This is a genomic window from Volucribacter psittacicida (genome assembly GCF_004339025.1).
In the GTDB taxonomy this organism is placed as follows: Bacteria; Pseudomonadota; Gammaproteobacteria; order Enterobacterales; family Pasteurellaceae; genus Volucribacter; species Volucribacter psittacicida.
This window is the reverse complement of sequence record NZ_SMFT01000002.1, coordinates 348,430-365,478: the sequence shown is the minus strand read 5'-3', so window position 1 is coordinate 365,478 and position 17,049 is coordinate 348,430. Positions and strand designations below refer to the sequence as shown.

At 38.6% G+C, this 17,049-nt stretch carries 18 protein-coding genes; 15 read left to right on the top strand and 3 right to left on the bottom strand.

The window, feature by feature from the left end:
• Window positions 1–2: 2 nt before the first annotated feature.
• Complete coding sequence (waaA, locus tag EV694_RS05040; RefSeq protein ID WP_132690147.1) at window positions 3–1,277, bottom strand: lipid IV(A) 3-deoxy-D-manno-octulosonic acid transferase; 1,275 nt, start codon at window positions 1,275–1,277, stop codon at window positions 3–5.
• A 111-nt stretch (window positions 1,278–1,388) separates the two neighbouring features.
• Here waaA and EV694_RS05035 point away from each other — a divergent pair, with 111 nt between their 5' ends.
• The 10 genes from EV694_RS05035 to EV694_RS04990 all read left to right on the top strand — a co-directional run bounded on the left by EV694_RS05035 (window position 1,389) and on the right by EV694_RS04990 (window position 9,891).
• Entirely contained in the window at window positions 1,389–2,996 is a 1,608-nt protein-coding gene (locus EV694_RS05035; RefSeq protein WP_132690145.1) for a glycosyltransferase family 2 protein, read from the top strand.
• Window positions 2,986–3,738 carry a glycosyltransferase family 2 protein gene (locus EV694_RS05030; protein WP_132690142.1) on the top strand — a complete coding sequence of 251 codons (753 nt, stop codon included), beginning with the start codon at window positions 2,986–2,988 and terminating at the stop codon, window positions 3,736–3,738. Before EV694_RS05035 ends, EV694_RS05030 begins: the two co-directional genes overlap by 11 nt.
• 215 nt (window positions 3,739–3,953) lie before the next feature.
• Complete coding sequence (gene rpsP / locus EV694_RS05025; protein WP_132690140.1) at window positions 3,954–4,202, top strand: 30S ribosomal protein S16; 249 nt, start codon at window positions 3,954–3,956, stop codon at window positions 4,200–4,202.
• Between the two features lie 32 nt (window positions 4,203–4,234).
• Window positions 4,235–4,762, top strand: a complete 528-nt coding sequence (gene rimM / locus EV694_RS05020; RefSeq protein ID WP_132690137.1) for a ribosome maturation factor RimM — start codon at window positions 4,235–4,237, stop codon at window positions 4,760–4,762.
• 24 nt (window positions 4,763–4,786) lie between these two features.
• A complete protein-coding gene (trmD, locus tag EV694_RS05015; protein WP_132690134.1) occupies window positions 4,787–5,536 on the top strand; it encodes a tRNA (guanosine(37)-N1)-methyltransferase TrmD in 750 nt (249 codons plus the stop codon).
• A 30-nt stretch (window positions 5,537–5,566) separates the two neighbouring features.
• Entirely contained in the window at window positions 5,567–5,917 is a 351-nt protein-coding gene (gene rplS, locus EV694_RS05010) for a 50S ribosomal protein L19 (protein WP_132690131.1), read from the top strand.
• 197 nt (window positions 5,918–6,114) lie between these two features.
• Window positions 6,115–6,327 carry a 50S ribosomal protein L31 gene (rpmE, locus tag EV694_RS05005; RefSeq protein ID WP_132690129.1) on the top strand — a complete coding sequence of 71 codons (213 nt, stop codon included), beginning with the start codon at window positions 6,115–6,117 and terminating at the stop codon, window positions 6,325–6,327.
• Window positions 6,328–6,572: 245 nt separating this feature from the next.
• Window positions 6,573–7,262: a 7-cyano-7-deazaguanine/7-aminomethyl-7-deazaguanine transporter gene (locus EV694_RS05000; protein ID WP_132690126.1), complete on the top strand. Its 690-nt coding sequence runs from the start codon at window positions 6,573–6,575 to the stop codon at window positions 7,260–7,262.
• Between the two features lie 29 nt (window positions 7,263–7,291).
• Entirely contained in the window at window positions 7,292–8,602 is a 1,311-nt protein-coding gene (locus EV694_RS04995) for an MFS transporter (protein WP_132690124.1), read from the top strand.
• The gene (locus tag EV694_RS04990) at window positions 8,599–9,891 is read left to right on the top strand and encodes an MFS transporter (RefSeq protein ID WP_132690120.1); all 1,293 of its coding nucleotides are present in this window, start codon (window positions 8,599–8,601) and stop codon (window positions 9,889–9,891) included. Before EV694_RS04995 ends, EV694_RS04990 begins: the two co-directional genes overlap by 4 nt.
• 90 nt (window positions 9,892–9,981) lie before the next feature.
• Here EV694_RS04990 and pssA read toward each other — a convergent pair whose 3' ends face one another.
• On the bottom strand, window positions 9,982–11,337 hold the full coding sequence (gene pssA / locus EV694_RS04985) for a CDP-diacylglycerol--serine O-phosphatidyltransferase (protein WP_132690118.1): 1,356 nt from the start codon (window positions 11,335–11,337) through the stop codon (window positions 9,982–9,984).
• A gap of 156 nt (window positions 11,338–11,493) precedes the next feature.
• Between pssA and EV694_RS04980 the strand changes: the two genes are divergently transcribed.
• Both EV694_RS04980 and EV694_RS04975 read left to right on the top strand, forming a co-directional pair.
• The gene (locus EV694_RS04980; protein ID WP_132690116.1) at window positions 11,494–12,492 is read left to right on the top strand and encodes a TrmH family RNA methyltransferase; all 999 of its coding nucleotides are present in this window, start codon (window positions 11,494–11,496) and stop codon (window positions 12,490–12,492) included.
• Between the two features lie 19 nt (window positions 12,493–12,511).
• A complete protein-coding gene (locus EV694_RS04975; protein ID WP_132690113.1) occupies window positions 12,512–13,327 on the top strand; it encodes a shikimate 5-dehydrogenase in 816 nt (271 codons plus the stop codon).
• Window positions 13,328–13,330: 3 nt separating this feature from the next.
• Here the strand turns inward: EV694_RS04975 and EV694_RS04970 are convergent, their stop codons facing one another.
• Window positions 13,331–13,591: a YfhL family 4Fe-4S dicluster ferredoxin gene (locus EV694_RS04970; protein ID WP_132690110.1), complete on the bottom strand. Its 261-nt coding sequence runs from the start codon at window positions 13,589–13,591 to the stop codon at window positions 13,331–13,333.
• 100 nt (window positions 13,592–13,691) lie between these two features.
• Here EV694_RS04970 and EV694_RS04965 point away from each other — a divergent pair, with 100 nt between their 5' ends.
• From EV694_RS04965 to fbaA, 3 genes are all read left to right on the top strand, one after another.
• Entirely contained in the window at window positions 13,692–14,378 is a 687-nt protein-coding gene (locus tag EV694_RS04965; protein ID WP_132690108.1) for a ribonuclease T2 family protein, read from the top strand.
• 308 nt (window positions 14,379–14,686) lie between these two features.
• Window positions 14,687–15,850, top strand: a complete 1,164-nt coding sequence (pgk, locus tag EV694_RS04960; RefSeq protein ID WP_132690105.1) for a phosphoglycerate kinase — start codon at window positions 14,687–14,689, stop codon at window positions 15,848–15,850.
• A gap of 62 nt (window positions 15,851–15,912) precedes the next feature.
• Window positions 15,913–16,992 carry a class II fructose-bisphosphate aldolase gene (gene fbaA, locus EV694_RS04955; RefSeq protein ID WP_132690103.1) on the top strand — a complete coding sequence of 360 codons (1,080 nt, stop codon included), beginning with the start codon at window positions 15,913–15,915 and terminating at the stop codon, window positions 16,990–16,992.
• Window positions 16,993–17,049: the final 57 nt, after the last annotated feature.

Genomic DNA, 17,049 nt, shown 5'->3' with positions numbered 1-17,049 from the left:
ATTTATTGCTCTAAATAAGGTTGTAAAAGTTGTAATAAACGGTCTAATGCCCCTCGATTTTCCATAAGGACTTTAAAACCAGCTTCGCCATATTGATGACGTTTTTCTTCGGAATTTAATAAAAAATCCACCGCACTTTTGAGAGATTGTACATCTGAGTTGACTTCTATTACGCCCTGTACGTTTAATAATTGCTCAAAGATTTCTGGAAAATTAAAGGTATATTGTCCACTAATAATCGGGCATTTAAACGCTAAAGGTTCTAGTGGATTATGTCCACCATGTTTCACTAAACTCCCGCCTACAAAAGCCACATCGGCAAGCCCATATAACAACATAAGCTCGCCCATCGTATCACCTAAGACTACCTGTATGTTAGGATTGGGTAAGATATTTTTACTGCGGCGACAATAATGAAATCCCATTTTTTCAATTAACTCCTCCACCGTATTAAAACGTTCAGGGTGGCGAGGAACAAGGATTAAGAGTAAATTCGGATATTGAGCTAATAGCTGTTGATGTGTTTGCAAAATGATGTCATCTTCGCCCTCATGGGTACTGCCCGCAACCCAAACTAGACGATCATTCCATAAAGTTTTTAAGCCATTAATTTTTTCCTGCAAACGGTGGGAAATTGTTAAATCATATTTAATATTGCCCGTCAATTTTAACTTTTCTTTGGGATAGCCTAGTGTTAAATAACGGTTACCGCTAACTTGATCTTGGGGAGTGATAAGTTCAATATCTTTTAATATATTTTGAAAACGCCCTTTTACCCAGCCATAACGTTTAGCCGAACGAGGCGATAAACGGGCATTGGCAATAATAAAAGGAATATGGCGTAGGCGTAATTGTCGGATTAAATTTGGCCAAATTTCAGTTTCAATCACAATACAAAGTTTGGGCTGTACAAAGTCAATAAAGCGTCGAATCACAAAGGGTAAATCATAGGGTAAATAAAGATGATTGACTTGATGACCAAATGCTGAAATAACACGATCTGATCCTGTCGGTGTTACCGTTGTAAAGGTAATCGGCAGATCAGGATACTGTTGTTGTATGCGTTTTACTAAAGGTGTTGCAGCAATAACTTCCCCAACAGAAGCGGCGTGAATAATAATTCCGTTGGGTTTAGGGGGGCGAATATGCGAATAACAACCGTAACGTTCGCCAAGACGTTGCCGATATTGCGGCGATTTTAAACTACGGATCAGCATAAATAATAAAATAATTGGCTGAATCCCATACATAAATAAGGTATATAAAAAACGTAACATAGTTTTTTTATTGGTTAAATTTGCTCTCACGAAAATAGTCTCAGAGAGATTTTGTGTGTTAAAATTTCGCAATAGTATAATCGTTCAGGCAATAGACTTAAAGGATAAATTATGGCTGAAACCTTGCCCATTAGCGTCACTATTCTCACTAAAAACTCGCAAAGCTATCTGGCTCAGTGTTTAAATGCGTTAAAAGATTTTGATGAAATTATTGTGTTAGATAATGGCTCAACCGATGACACCTTAGCCATTGCTCAACAATATCATAATGTTGTGATTCATTATCATGATTTTGTCGGGTTTGGGGAAATGAAAAATTTAGCGGCGTCTTTGGCTAAAAATGATTGGATTATTAATATTGATAGCGATGAAATTTTTACGCCTGAGCTTATTCAAGAAATTCGCCAGCTTGATCTGAGTAATCCTCATCGTGTTTATGCGATTCCTCGTATTAATCATTATCGTGGTAAACCCATAAAAACCTGCGGTTGGTATCCTGATTATGTAAAACGTTTATATCATAAAAGTGCGGTGCAATTTAACCATAAAAAAGTGCATGAATCGCTACAATTAACACAAGAACATCAAATTATTAATCTTACTCAACCCTTTTTACATTATTCTTTTGCCAATGCTGAAGGCTTAATTAGCAAAATGCAACAATACACGAGCTTGTTTGCCGAACAACAAAAATTCCGAAAACGAGCCTCATTATTGACCGCTATAGGGCATGGCATTTCAGCCTTTGTGAAAAATTATATTGTTAAGAAAGGCGTTTTATCGGGTGCTGATGGTTTTGTGATTTCCTTTGCCAATGCCAGCGGTTCTTATTATAAATATGTAAAATTAGCAGAAGCTAATCAAACCTTGACCGCTGCACTCATCATTACGACTTACAACCGCCCTGATGCCTTAGAAGCTGTACTCTATTCAGTGTTAGCACAAAAAGTGTTACCACAAGAAGTGATTATTGCTGATGATGGCTCAAGCGAACAAACGCAACAAGTTATCAAAGATTTTCAAGCGCAACCTTTACCCTTTAAACTCAAACATGCTTGGCAACCCGATGATGGATTTCGTTTAGCACAATCTCGCAATCGGGCTTTAGCTATGGTAGAAAGTGATTATGTTATTGTTATCGATGGCGATATGCTTCTTCACCCCGATTTTATCGCTGATCATAAAAACGTGGCTCGCAAAGGGCTTTTTGTTCAAGGTGGACGCGTCATCTTAACCGAACAAAAAACGAAACAATTATTGGCAAATCCTCGCCAATATAGACCATTAAAATTCTATGAAAAAGATTTAGAAAAACGTTTAGAAAAACGGCTTTCTGCCTTACATTTACCTTGGTTAAGTGCGGTCATTTTAGCCAAAGAATTGCGTAATGAATACCAAGGCATACGCGGTTGTAATATGGCTTTCTTTAAACAAGATGCCGTTGCAATTAATGGTTTTAATAATGACTTTATTGGTTGGGGGCGTGAGGATAGTGAGTTTGTAGCACGTTTTTACAATAACGGCGGTAAACGGGCTAACCTTAAATTTGCGGGCATCGCTTATCATCTTTGGCATCACGAAGCCGAACGGGATAGCCTACCTGAAAATGATAAATTATTGAATATGGCGATGAATCAAAAACTGGTTCGTTGTGCGAATGGGCTTGAACAATTACAACCTATAAATGAAAACAAGGACATAAAGAAAAATGATAAATAACAGAGAATCCTCAAAGGTTACCCTTGTGATCACCAGCGCAGGGCGTTTTGATTTATTAGCAAAGACCTTACAAAGTTTTTTTCATTATAATCATTATCCCCTCGCTAAAATTATCATTATTGAAGATAGTGGTGGCGGCGAAAAAGCATTACGCCAATTAATTAGCCAATATGATCAATATCCTATTCAGCTTATTATTAATCCACAACGTTTAGGACAAATGCGCTCCATTGATCGTGCTTATGCGGAAGTAACTACTCCCTATATTTTTCATTGCGAAGATGATTGGTTATTTTCACAATCAGGCTTTATTGAGCGTTCTCTAGCATTGTTAGAGCAAGATCCAAAGGTTTTATTGGTAGGAATGCGAGATAAACAAGATTATCCACAAGATTTTTTCCTTGAGGAAGATTATATTTCGCCACAGGGCGAACATTTTTACCAAGTGCGTAAAGAGGTTTTTACTTTTAATCCTGGATTACGTCGTAAAGCAGATATGGATTTGTTCGGCGATTACGCCAAGCTCATTGGACAACCTTTAGAAGATGTGCTTTCGGATTTTTATTATCAACGTAATTTCATTAGTGTTTTTTTCAAACAGCCAATGGTTGCCCACCTTGGCGATAAACGGCGAGTACATTTTAGCCAACATAAAATGAATAGCCGTTTGAATTTGATTTTAGATCAAGGAATTAAGAAGGTAAAAATAAAGCTAAAAAAATGGCTAGGAAAAAATAGATAAAAACTGACCGCACTTTGTATTGCCTTCAGTTTACAGGCTTGTCTTATTTTAAATTGAAACGGCTATAAAAGTGGGATGGTATTTATTTCATACTTGCATTTTTTATCAAAAAAGGTAAAATCGGCAGGCTTTTTGTCTATATATACAGAGAAAAAAGTAAGCATTATCCTCATTTATGAGGATTTTTCTTTTTACTATTGAATTAGAGGAAGGTTATGGTAACCATTCGTTTATCTCGTGGCGGAGCAAAAAAACGCCCATTTTATCAAATTGTTGTTGCAGATAGCCGTTCACCGCGTGACGGTCGTTTTATTGAGCGTGTAGGCTTTTTTAACCCTTTAGCTTCTGGTCAAGCTGAGCCTTTACGTATTAATTTAGAGCGTGTTGATTACTGGTTAGGTCAAGGTGCTACTTTATCTGATCGTGTAAACAGCTTAGTAAAACAAGCTCGTAAAGAAGCATAAACAATATTCTTTATTTTAGTTAGGTGAGTAAGATGAGTGAACAACGTATTGCAGTGGTTGGGAAATTAGGTTCCACTTATGGCATTCGTGGTTGGTTGCGTATCTATTCATCAACAGAACAAAGTGAAAGTATCTTTGCTTATCAGCCTTGGTATTTAAAAATTAAAGGCAAGTGGCAACAAACAGAATTAGAAACTTGGCGTTATCACAATAATGATTTGATTGTTAAATTGAAACATATTGATGATCGAGAAAGCGCTCAAACTCTCGCTAATATTGAAATTGGCGTGGATCTTGCGGTCTTTCCTCAGCTTGAAGAGGGGGATTATTATTGGCACGATTTGATTGGCTGTCAGGTCGTTAATTTGCAAGGCTATAATATGGGCGTGGTTTCTGAAATGATGGAAACGGGATCTAATGATGTGTTGGTCGTAAGAGCAATGAATAAAGATGCTTTCGCTAAGCAAGAACGGTTAATTCCTTTTTTGCTTGAACAAGTAGTTAAAAGAGTCGATCTCACCACAAAAACAATAGAAGTGGATTGGGACGCTGGTTTCTAACCTCAGGTAATCCTGTAGCTTTATATGCAGATTGGTATTATTAGCCTTTTTCCCGAGATGTTTAAAGCGATTACGGAATTTGGGGTAACAGGACGAGCAGTTAAACAAAATCTGTTAAGCATACAATGTTGGAATCCTCGAGATTTTACAACGGATAAACATAAAACTGTTGATGATCGCCCTTATGGCGGTGGTCCGGGTATGTTGATGATGGTGCAACCTTTGCGTGATGCCATTCGTTGTGCTAAACAGAATATTGGCGAGCAGACAAAAGTGATTTACCTTTCGCCACAAGGACGTAAACTCGATCAAGCAGGCGTAAAATATTTGTCTACATATCAAAACTTGGTTTTAGTTTGTGGGCGTTACGAGGGCATTGATGAACGATTGATTGAAACGGATATTGATGAAGAATGGTCAATCGGTGATTACGTTTTAACAGGGGGGGAGTTGCCCGCAATGACGTTAATCGATGCAGTGGCAAGATTTATCCCGGGTGTATTGGGTAAAGCGGTTTCTGCACAAGAAGATTCCTTTGCAGAAGGTTTGTTAGATTGTCCTCATTATACACGCCCTGAATGTTTAGACGGCTTGACTGTTCCTAAGGTGTTAATGTCTGGTAACCATGAAGAAATCCGCCAATGGCGATTAAAGCAATCTTTATTGCGGACTTGGTTAAGACGACCTGAGCTATTAGAAAGCCTAGCTCTGACTGACGAACAACGTAAGCTATTGGCTCAAGCACAACTTGAGTATCAAGCGATTATCAGTTAAACCTAGGATTTATCCTTATAAGGAAAGATTATGAGTAACATCATTAAACAACTTGAACAAGAACAACTTAAACAAAACGTACCTAGCTTCCGCCCAGGTGATACTTTAGAAGTGAAAGTATGGGTAAAAGAAGGTAATAAAAAACGTTTACAAGCCTTTGAAGGCGTTGTTATCGCGATTCGCAATCGTGGTTTACATTCTGCTTTTACTTTACGTAAAATTTCTAATGGCGTTGGGGTTGAGCGTGTATTCCAAACTCATTCACCAATCATTGATAGCATTAGTGTGAAACGTAAAGGTGCGGTACGTAAAGCGAAACTTTACTACTTACGTGAGCGTTCAGGTAAATCTGCACGTATTAAAGAGCGTTTAGGCGACTAATTAAGTCGTTAAGATAGTCTTTTAAAGGGATTATCTTTCATATTGTTGCGAGTGCATTTTTATTATAAAATGCACCGCACTTTTCCTGTTGCATTTATGCAATGAATATTAACCAACTAACCTGAAATAGGTTAAGATTACATACGGTATTGGCTGAAAAACGCCAATGGCGGTATGGCTTCAGATTGAGGTTTTCTATGAGACAAGGTATTCACCCAGAATATAAAGAAATTACGGCAACTTGTTCTTGCGGTAATGTGATTAAAACTCGCTCTACAGTGGGTAAAGACATTAACTTAGATGTGTGTGGTGTTTGTCACCCATTCTATACAGGTAAACAACGTGTTGTTGATACAGGCGGTCGTGTAGAACGCTTTAACAAACGTTTCAGTATTCCAAGTACAAAATAATCTTGGTTTAACGATGATATTAACCCTGCATAATGCAGGGTTTTTTATGCCAAGAAAGGGTTTTATAGTTGTTTCAGTTTAAAGTGTCGCGATTATAGTCGTTTCCAATTTAAAATGAGACAAGGCGGTACGCCGAAGACAGTACAAGTCGTACGGCGAGGCGTACCAACGCTGTATCATTTTTAAAGTGGGACGACTATATATTTGGGTTCCCTCACCCCAATCACTTAATAAAAAGGATCATTATGTTAAAACAATCGTTAGTATTTACACGTCAACAAAAAATTTATTCTCTTTTTTTACTCAGTTTTTTTCATATTTTTATCATTACCGCCAGTAATTATTTGGTACAAATTCCCTTTGAAATTCGTCTTCCTTTGGGGATTTTTCATCTACAAGATTTTCGTTTTCATAGCACTTGGGGCACACTCACTTTTCCTTTTATTTTCCTTGCCACAGATTTAACGGTACGCATTTTTGGCGCAAAGGCTGCACGTATTATTATTTTTATTGTGATGTTGCCCGCATTAGTTATTAGCTATATTGTTTCTGTTTTGTTTTCAGAGGGCGTTTATCAAGGGCTAAGTGCGGTCAGTATTTTTAATTTTTTTGTTTTTCGTATTGCCATTGCCAGCTTTTTGGCTTACGTCTTTGGGCAATTATTAGATGTGTTTGTGTTTAACCGATTACGTCGCTTACCACAATGGTGGATAGCCCCTAGTTGTTCAATGATTTTCGGTTCTGCGATGGATACCTTTTTATTTTTTGCGGTGGCTTTTTATCAAAGTAGCGATCCTTTTATGGCAACTCACTGGGTAAGTCTAGGGTTTGTGGATTATTTATTTAAACTCTTTATTGGGATTTTATTATTTGTTCCTGCCTATGGTGTGGTGCTAGATGTTATTTTGCGAAAGATTAATCGTTTAACGCAGTAAGTTTTATCATAATAGTGGAGAAGTGGTCTATGACATTAACAGAAAAAATCGCGCAAAGTCCAATGAGTTTATACCAATGGCTCATTGTTATTATGGCGGCGGTAATGAATTTATTAGATGGGTTTGATGTATTGGCTCTCGCCTTTACGGCAACGGCAATTCGTACTGAATTTGGGCTAACAGGCGTTGAGCTGGGCTATTTATTTAGTGCAGGTTTATTGGGTATGACCGCTGGCTCCTTATTTCTTGCCCCTTTAGCGGATAAATTTGGTCGCCGTCCCTTATTGCTGATTTCGGTAGCCCTATCGGCATTAGGTATGTTAGGCTCTGCCTTTGTAAGTAGTTACCAAGTCCTCGGTTTTTGGCGAGTTATCACAGGATTAGGCGTGGGTGGGATTTTAGTCGGCACCAATGTTTTAACCAGTGAATATTCTTCTAAAAAATGGCGTAGTTTAGCCATTAGCATTTATGCCTCTGGCTTTGGTATTGGTGCTATGTTGGGGGGCTTTTTTGCGGTTGTTTTACAAGCAGAATATGGTTGGCGTTCGGTGTATTTGGTCGGCGCGATATTAACTGCTTTATGTTTGTTGGTGTTATTATTTTGGTTACCTGAATCCATTGATTTCCTTAGCACGAAACAACCTAAAAATGCCCAACAGCGTTTAAATCACATAGCCCGCAAAATTCATTTAGCGGGCGACTGGGCATTACCCCCTAAAGGGAACACAAATGCGGTAAAACTGCCTATTTCTAAATTATTTAGCCCACAATATTTGCGTTCAACATTGTTAATCTGGCTTGCTTTTATTGCCATTATGTTTAGCTATTATTTTGTTAGCTCTTGGACGCCTGCTTTGTTAAAAGAAATGGGAATGAGTACGGAACAAAGTGTTACTGTGGGAATAATGATCTCCTTAGGGGGAACTTGTGGGGCATTGCTTTATGGTATTTTAGCCAGCCGATGGACAGCACGCAACGTCTTGATTTTATTTACCTTGGGAGCGGCGTTAATGTCGGTAATTTTTATTTTATCCGCCAGTATGTTATCCCTCGCCATTGTTTTTGGGATTGCCATTGGTGCGTTAATGAACGGTTGTATTAGTGGGCTTTATACCCTCAACCCAAGTATTTATGCCGCAGATATTCGTGGTACAGGAGTAGGCTGGTCAATAGGCGTGGGGCGTGTAGGCGCGATTTTAGCTCCCACCGTAGCAGGCTTTTTATTGGATCAAGGTTGGCAGAAACAGGATTTATATATTGGCATTGCATTGATTATGCTTGTTTCTACCTTAGCCTTAGCTTTCTTACGTATTAAAGCAGAATTAAACGCAGTAAAATGAATCTTGTAAGTCAAATTAATTTAAATCCTATGCGGCCTTATCAGTGGTTTGTCATTTTGATGACCGCCATAATGAATATGCTTGATGGTTTTGATGTATTGGCACTTGCCTTTACCGCGTCCGCCATTCGAGAAGAATTTTCTCTCACAAGCACCGCACTTGGTTATTTACTCAGTGCTGGGCTTATTGGTATGGCACTAGGCTCTTTGTTTCTTGCCCCTCTTGCGGATCGTATTGGGCGGCGACCATTATTATTAATTGCGGTGGCAATTTCTGCTTTAGGTATGTTCGCTTCCGCTTTTGTTCATAACCCAACTAGCCTTGCCATTTACCGCATTATTACGGGCATTGGCGTAGGAGGCATTTTGGTTGGAGGAAATATTTTAGCCAGTGAGTATGCATCACAAAAATGGCGAGGCGTTGCCATTAGTATTTTTATTGCGGGTTACAGTTTAGGGGCGGTATTAGGCGGAATTTTTGCTGTGTTTTTACAGCAATATTATGGTTGGCGCTCGGTATTTTTAGCAGGGGCAATCTTAACCGGCCTTTGTTTTGTGATGTTATGGCTATTTTTACCTGAATCCATTGATTATTTAGTCAATAAGCAACCAAAAGCCTTTCGCCAACGCCTTGATCATATCAGCCAACGATTAGGCATAACTCAATACCAATTACCGCCTTTATCTCCTCAAGAGATAAAATCTCATTCGCCACGTCAACTTTTCTCGCCCCCCTTAATCAAAGCCACTTTATTACTTTGGTTTGTGTTTTTTACCATTATGTTTGCCTTTTATTTTATTAATTTTTGGACACCTACATTACTCAAAGAAGCAGGTATGACCGCTCAACAAAGTATTACCGTAGGTATTATGATTTCGGCAGGAACCGTATGTGGGGCAACGTCCTACGGCTTTTTTGCTATTCGCTGGCGAGCAAGCCAAGTTTTAATGCTGTTTACCTTGATGGCTGCCATCACCATGATTGGATTTATTTTATTGTCTGAACAGCTGATTTTTGCCATTGTTATTGGCGTGGTATTAGGTTTTCTTATTAATGGCTGTATTAGTGGTATTTATATGCTTAACACGTTAATTTACCCAACTAAAATCCGAGCCACAGGCGTGGGTTGGGCGGTAGGTATTGGCAGAATGGGCGCGATTATCGCCCCAATCCTTGCAGGGGCATTATTAGATCTAGGTTGGCAAAAACAATCGCTTTATATTGGGGTGGCAATGATGTTGGTTATCACCAGCTTAGTTATTCTTACTATGCCAAAAAGCCATAATTGAAACAACGATAGTCGTCCCACTTTAGACTGATAGCCTGTTGGTACGCCTTGCCGTACGCTTTGTACTACCTTCGGCGTACCTCTTTCAATGCTATAACACCATTTTGATTAAGGCATCGGCTTTAATTCTGGCAAATTTTTTCAGTAATTTTTGCACAGGAAAAGGATAATCCGTTAAATCTTGTAATTGAGTATAGTGGGTAATTTGTTGGGTATGTTGACGAATCGCTTGTAACTCTTGCGCTACTTGAGTTTTTAATTGTTGCTGAGGATCTTGGATTAACAAACCATTTTCCGCATCTAAACGCCAAGCACGAGGATTAAGATTATTCCCCGTCAATAAAATATAATAATCATCAACCCACACCCCTTTAAGATGATAGCTATTTTCACCATTTTTCCAGATTCTAATGGTTAAATTGCCTTGAGTAATATCATCCGCAAATTTTTTGCTAAATGCGCGTAGATTTTTTTCATAGAGATAAGGCAATGCTCCAATCAGTTTAAAAGGTTTTTCAGGGGGAATATAAAAATCATTCGCGGTTTTATCACCTACAATAATTTCTACTTGTTTGCCTAATTGCAAAAGCAGACGAATTTTTTGTTGTAAACTGCGTGGTAAATTAAAATATGGTGTACAAATAATTAATTTTTGTTCTACCACTAACAATAAATCCTCAATGGTGCGATTTAATACATTATGTTGAGCACCTAAACCAAATAATGGACTAATACGAAGTTGTTGCTCATTGGCATTATTCTCAAATTGATATTTTCCCTGTTGTGCCAAGTGTTTACGGTAAGCACGAATAGCGTGGCGAAGGGTCTTCGTGGTAGGGCGAGGTAACTGATCCAAGGAAAAAACAGCACGCTGATCCCATAAATATTGGTTAATAAAATTGACCATACAATCCGCTAAAGCAGAATTGGTAATTTGATGATAACGATCATAACGGTACTTTTGCTGTTGGCATAAATAAACATTATTAATGCTCGCCCCACTATATAACAAGGTATCATCAAAAATAAATCCTTTAATATGCAAAACACCAAAAATTTCTCGGGTATTAATCGGCACTCCCCAGAATAATGGGGTGTCTTGATGGGCTTGGCGTTGTTGAACATACCAATCGGCATTGGTTTCGCACTTTTTTGCCCCCAATAAATTACGTTGGGCGCGATGCCAATCCACGAGGATTTTAATATCGAGTTGAGGATTATCTTGTTTCGCTTGGTAAATTTCAGCTAAGATTTGTTGACCCGCCTCATCATTTTGCCAATAAAGTGCGGTCAAATAAATGCGCGTTTTTGCTTGACGAATAAGCTGAATAATTTGTTGTTTAAAGTCTTCTGCACGATAAATAAAGGTAATATCTTCTGGTTGTTGTGCTAAACAAGGCAAATTTTCAAGATTTCTTTTGGCTCGCTTACTTTTGTCTATTAGCATAATTATTCAATGTTATTCCGAATATTAAGTGATTAGTTTACAATTAACCAAGCCATTTTAACAGTAATTTCCGCCTTTTTCTGTTAAAAAATAGCGATTTCTCTTGCTTTTCTCGCTATAATGATCGGCATTAAATATATTATTTTTGAGTAATTTATGCAGCATAAAAAACCCACTTTTCAGCAAAATAAACGCCAGTTTAAAGAACCTACTTCTCCTCATTTTTCCACTCAACGCCGTACGTCAAAGCCTACGCAGGATAAAACGGGGCAACCATCAGCGACCTCAGCAAAAAAACATTATTCCCTTAATACTGAGTTACAACGTGCGGATAAACAAGGCACAGTGCCGGTTTTCATTAAACATCGTGGCACTACAACACAAACGAAAAAGACAGGGCCTCTTTCGCCGCGTGCACCAGAGAAAATTCGTAAAAATCGTGCAGAAGAAATGAAAGTTTATGGCGAGAATGCGTGTTTAACCTTGTTTGATGTACGCCCTGAAGCCATTGTACGAGTATGGGCAACGGTGCAAATGTCCCATAAAATTGGGCATATTTTAAGCTATTTGGCGAACCATAAAAAAGCCTATCATATTGTCGATCAACAAGAATTACAATTAGTGAGCGGATCAGAACACCATGGCGGTATTTGTATGTTGGTGAAGAAAAACACGCCTTTTAGCCTTGCAGGCTATTTGCAACTTGAACGTTCACAAGATTGTTTAGTCTTACTTAACCAAATGGGGAATGCTTATAACATTGGTGGCTTAATGCGGACTTGTGCGTATTTTGGCGTGAGAGGGCTTGTGGTGGATAATATTGATGCTTTACATTCTTCTATGGCATTACGCATTGCCGAAGGGGGAGCGGAACATCTTTTATCTTTAGAAACCCCCTACCTTCACGAAGGTTTACAGCAATTACGTCAGGCAGGCTATCAAATTATTCATCTTAGCCAAAATAAGCAAGCGGCGCTTATCACGCAAACCAAATTTGCCGATAAAGTGGTGTTTGTGTTAAGCGAAACAGATGATGATAGCTTGGTTATGACTGGCGATAAACACATAAAAATCCCCCATAGCTATCAACTGAAACAAGGCTTAAATGTGGTAGTGAATGCAGGGATATTATTGTCCGCTTGGTATAATGCTTAATGATGAATAAGGACGTAAAATGATTAATAAAGATACACAACTTTGTATGTCATTAGCTGGGCGACCCGGCAATTTTGGCACCAGATTTCATAATTATTTATATGAAAAGTTGGGCTTAAATTTTATTTATAAAGCCTTTACCACCGAAAATATTGAAGATGCCATAAAAGGTATTCGTGCATTAGGCATACGAGGTTGTGCCATTTCAATGCCCTTTAAAGAAAGCTGTATTCCGTTTCTTGATGAATTATCACCCTCAGTTCAAGCCATTCAATCGGTAAATACCATTGTTAATGATAAAGGTTACTTGACCGCTTACAATACCGATTATATCGCCATTAGTAAGCTCATTGCCCAATATCAATTATCCCCCGAGCAAGCTGTGGTAGTGCAAGGGAGTGGCGGTATGGCAAAAGCAGTGGTGGCGGCTTTTAAACAAGCAGGATTTACTCAATTAACTGTATTGGCACGCAATCAGCAAACAGGGCAACCTTTAGCAGAATTATACGGCTATCAATATTGCAATACCTTGACCCAAGGGGCAGATATTTTAGTCAATGTTACCCCAATAGGAATGTATGGTGGTGCTGAGGCGGAACAATTAGCCTTTGCTGAACCTTTGATTCAACAAGCACAAGTGATTTTTGATGTGGTCGCATTACCAGCACAAACCCCATTGATAACTTATGCCCAGCAACAAGGTAAAACCACCATTTCTGGGGCAGAAGTTATTGTTTTACAAGCGCTGGAACAATTTGTGCTGTATACCCAACAACGCCCAGATGAACAACTTATTGCCCAAGCTGCTGCTTTTGCTCGAGAAGCCACAGCTTAAAGGTTAGAGTTTATCGGCGTGATGAATTAACACAAATTTTTCCCACAGTTCATCGTGGCTTTCAACATGGGCAGGATCAGAAATAATACAATGATTAATAGGGCAAACTTTCTGGCAAGTGGGTTTATCATAATGTCCCACGCATTCAGTACAAAGTACAGGATCAATTACATAGATCTCATCGCCCACCGAAATAGCCTCATTGGGACATTCGGGTAAACACATATCACAATTTGTACATTTTGCGGTAATTAATAATGCCATAAACCTATTGTTACAAAGGATAAAAAATCATTGAGTGGCACATTATAAAGAAAGTTGGCTAAAAAGCCACTGTTTCACAAGTCTTAGATAAGGAATAACAATGAATCAACGTAATACATTATTACTTTCATTATTTGTGGTTTGCTTTTTTATGTTTTTATTAGCAGGCTGGTATTATTTTGCACAGCAAAAACACGCCGTAGAAGTGGTGTTAGATACGGATTATGATGTTTCAATGAAACATGATCCCATAGGGCAAAATAAACGTGCAAGCACTGATTATTACACCCTCGTTTTATCTTGGTCGCCAGCTTTTTGTGCGCAACAACAAAAACGTTATCAAGATAATTTACCTAATTCTGTGCAGTATCAATGTGGCGACACTCAACAGTTTGGTTGGATCATTCATGGTTTATGGCCACAACATGCCAAAGCTCGCCGAGTTTCCGAACACCCTCGTTTTTGCCAAGGGGATTTAAAGCCCTTGCCACGAGATCTTATTGAAGAATTTATGCCAGAGTCCCCTGATGCAAGATTATTACAGGGCGAATGGGAAAAACATGGTGCTTGTGCGTTTAAAGATGCACGTAGTTATTTTGAGAAACAACGAGAATTATATCAAGCACTGACTTTACCCCATTATGAGCTATCACGCACAGAACTCTTTCGTTGGTTAAAGAAAAACAACCCAGCTTTACAAAATAAAAGTTTAAATGCCAGACGTAACGAACTCTTTATTTGTTATGACTTACAATGGCAAGTGATTGATTGCCCAAAAGTGCGTTAGGAGATAAAAAATTTGCTAAAAATGACCGCACTTTTTATTTGGATTGATAGAGTTTTTCAATTTAAAGCGGGGCAATTATAAATGATTGTGTCTATCTCTTGGGAGGCTATCATCGCCCATCTTTAAAGTAATACGTGTTGGTAGCCATTGTCTTATTGTAAAGTGAAAAGACAATATCATTAGGCTTGATTTATTTAAATAAATAAAATAAATCGAAAATTCTTTGATCTAACACTATTAATCACAAGGGATAACTGGTTATAATGGACGGAGTTTTTATTTTATCTTAACTTAATAGAGGATCAATTATGTCAGTAATTAAAATGACCGATTTGGACTTAGAAGGTAAACGCGTATTTATTCGTGCAGATTTAAATGTGCCTGTAAAAGATGGCGTGGTAACTTCTGACGCGCGTATTCGTGCGACGATTCCGACCTTAAAATTGGCGTTAGAAAAAGGCGCGAAAGTGATGGTAACCTCTCACTTAGGTCGTCCAACAGAAGGTGAATTTACTGAAGCAGATTCATTACAACCTGTTGTTGATTACCTAAATAAAGCCCTAGATGTACCTGTACGCTTAGTGCGTGATTATCTTGATGGCGTTGAGGTTAATCAAGGTGAAGTTGTGGTGCTTGAAAACGTACGTATCAATAAAGGTGAAAAGAAAAATGATCCTGAACTTGGCAAAAAATATGCTGCACTTTGCGATGTGTTTGTGATGGATGCCTTTGGTACAGCGCACCGTGCGCAAGCCTCAACTTATGGTGTGGCTGAATATGCACCAGTCGCTTGTGCTGGCCCATTATTAGCCGCCGAATTAGATGCGCTAGGCAAAGCCTTGAAAGAACCACAACGCCCAATGTTAGCTATCGTGGGTGGATCAAAAGTCTCAACAAAATTAACGGTATTAGATTCTTTATCCAAAATTGCCGATCAATTAATCGTTGGTGGCGGTATTGCTAATACCTTTATTGCCGCAGAAGGAAATAATGTGGGTAAATCTCTCTATGAAGCAGATTTAATCCCTGAAGCTCAACGTTTAGCGAAAGCGACCAATATTCCTGTTCCTGTTGATGTGCGTGTTGGTACCGAGTTTTCAGAAACGGCACCAGCCACAGAAAAAGCGGTGAACGAAGTAGCGGATAATGAATCTATTTTTGATATTGGTGACAAAACTGCAGAAGAATTTGCCGCATTAATCAAAAATGCCAAAACCATTTTGTGGAATGGCCCAGTAGGCGTATTTGAGTTCCCGAATTTCCGTAAAGGTACCGAAGTGATTTCTCAAGCGATTGCAGAAAGTGATGCGTTCTCTATTGCAGGGGGTGGAGATACTTTAGCTGCTATCGACTTATTTGGTATTGCCGACAAAATTTCTTATATTTCCACTGGGGGCGGTGCGTTCTTAGAGTTTGTGGAAGGTAAAGTATTACCTGCTGTTGAAATTTTAGAGAAACGTGCAAAAAATTAAGGTTATTAGGGGCGTTGCCCCTTATTGTTTGATAAATTTTATTATTAATAAAGGAAAATAAAATGGCTAAATTATTAGATATCGTAAAACCAGGTGTGGTTACGGGTGATGATGTACAAAAAGTTTTTGCTTATGCAAAAGAGCATAATTTCGCAATTCCAGCAGTAAACTGTGTAGGCTCAGATTCCATTAATGCAGTATTAGAAACTGCCGCTCGTGTCAAAGCCCCAGTGATTGTACAATTCTCAAACGGTGGTTCTTCTTTCTATGCTGGTAAAGGTATTAAACCAACTAGCGGACAACGCCCAGATGTATTAGGTGCGATTGCGGGTGCAAAACACGTTCATGCTCTAGCAGAAGAATATGGTGTTCCTGTTATTTTACATACTGACCATTGTGCGAAAAACTTACTTCCTTGGGTAGATGGCTTACTTGAAGCTGGCGAAAAACACTTTGCTGAAACAGGCAAACCATTATTCTCTTCTCATATGATCGATTTATCAGAAGAACCAATGGAAGAAAATATGGCAATTTGCCGTCAATACCTTGAGCGTATGAGCAAAATTGGTATGACCCTTGAAATTGAAATTGGTATTACAGGTGGCGAAGAAGATGGCGTAGATAATACCGATGTTGATGAAGCACGTCTTTATACTCAACCAGAAGATGTACTTTACGTTTACGATCAGTTAAATCCAGTTAGCCCACGTTTCACCGTTGCCGCGGCATTTGGTAACGTACATGGCGTATATAAACCAGGTAACGTAAAATTAAAACCAAGCATCTTAGGCGCATCGCAAGAGTTTGTATCAAAAGAACGTAACTTACCAGCGAAATCTATTAACTTCGTATTCCATGGTGGTTCAGGTTCAAGTCGTGAAGAAATTCGTGAAGCTATCGGTTATGGTGCAATCAAAATGAATATTGACACCGATACACAATGGGCATCTTGGGAAGGCATTTTAAACTTCTATAAAGCGAATGAAGCCTATTTACAAGGTCAATTAGGTAACCCAGAAGGCCCAGATGCACCAAACAAAAAATACTATGATCCACGCGTTTGGTTACGCAAAATGGAAGAGTCAATGTCTAAACGTTTAGAGCAATCTTTTGAAGATTTAAACTGTATTGATGTGCTTTAATCACTCATTAATAGATGAGATAAAATAAAAAGTGCGGTTGGTTTTACCGCACTTTTT

Bases quoted from the DNA above. Each gene is read 5' to 3' on its own strand.
- waaA (WP_132690147.1), bottom strand. From the start codon at position 1,277: ATGTTACGTTTTTTATATACCTTATTTATGTATGGGATTCAGCCAATT.
- EV694_RS05035 (WP_132690145.1), top strand. From the start codon at position 1,389: ATGGCTGAAACCTTGCCCATTAGCGTCACTATTCTCACTAAAAACTCG.
- EV694_RS05030 (WP_132690142.1), top strand. From the start codon at position 2,986: ATGATAAATAACAGAGAATCCTCAAAGGTTACCCTTGTGATCACCAGC.
- rpsP (WP_132690140.1), top strand. From the start codon at position 3,954: ATGGTAACCATTCGTTTATCTCGTGGCGGAGCAAAAAAACGCCCATTT.
- rimM (WP_132690137.1), top strand. From the start codon at position 4,235: ATGAGTGAACAACGTATTGCAGTGGTTGGGAAATTAGGTTCCACTTAT.
- trmD (WP_132690134.1), top strand. From the start codon at position 4,787: ATGCAGATTGGTATTATTAGCCTTTTTCCCGAGATGTTTAAAGCGATT.
- rplS (WP_132690131.1), top strand. From the start codon at position 5,567: ATGAGTAACATCATTAAACAACTTGAACAAGAACAACTTAAACAAAAC.
- rpmE (WP_132690129.1), top strand. From the start codon at position 6,115: ATGAGACAAGGTATTCACCCAGAATATAAAGAAATTACGGCAACTTGT.
- EV694_RS05000 (WP_132690126.1), top strand. From the start codon at position 6,573: ATGTTAAAACAATCGTTAGTATTTACACGTCAACAAAAAATTTATTCT.
- EV694_RS04995 (WP_132690124.1), top strand. From the start codon at position 7,292: ATGACATTAACAGAAAAAATCGCGCAAAGTCCAATGAGTTTATACCAA.
- EV694_RS04990 (WP_132690120.1), top strand. From the start codon at position 8,599: ATGAATCTTGTAAGTCAAATTAATTTAAATCCTATGCGGCCTTATCAG.
- pssA (WP_132690118.1), bottom strand. From the start codon at position 11,337: ATGCTAATAGACAAAAGTAAGCGAGCCAAAAGAAATCTTGAAAATTTG.
- EV694_RS04980 (WP_132690116.1), top strand. From the start codon at position 11,494: ATGCAGCATAAAAAACCCACTTTTCAGCAAAATAAACGCCAGTTTAAA.
- EV694_RS04975 (WP_132690113.1), top strand. From the start codon at position 12,512: ATGATTAATAAAGATACACAACTTTGTATGTCATTAGCTGGGCGACCC.
- EV694_RS04970 (WP_132690110.1), bottom strand. From the start codon at position 13,591: ATGGCATTATTAATTACCGCAAAATGTACAAATTGTGATATGTGTTTA.
- EV694_RS04965 (WP_132690108.1), top strand. From the start codon at position 13,692: ATGAATCAACGTAATACATTATTACTTTCATTATTTGTGGTTTGCTTT.
- pgk (WP_132690105.1), top strand. From the start codon at position 14,687: ATGTCAGTAATTAAAATGACCGATTTGGACTTAGAAGGTAAACGCGTA.
- fbaA (WP_132690103.1), top strand. From the start codon at position 15,913: ATGGCTAAATTATTAGATATCGTAAAACCAGGTGTGGTTACGGGTGAT.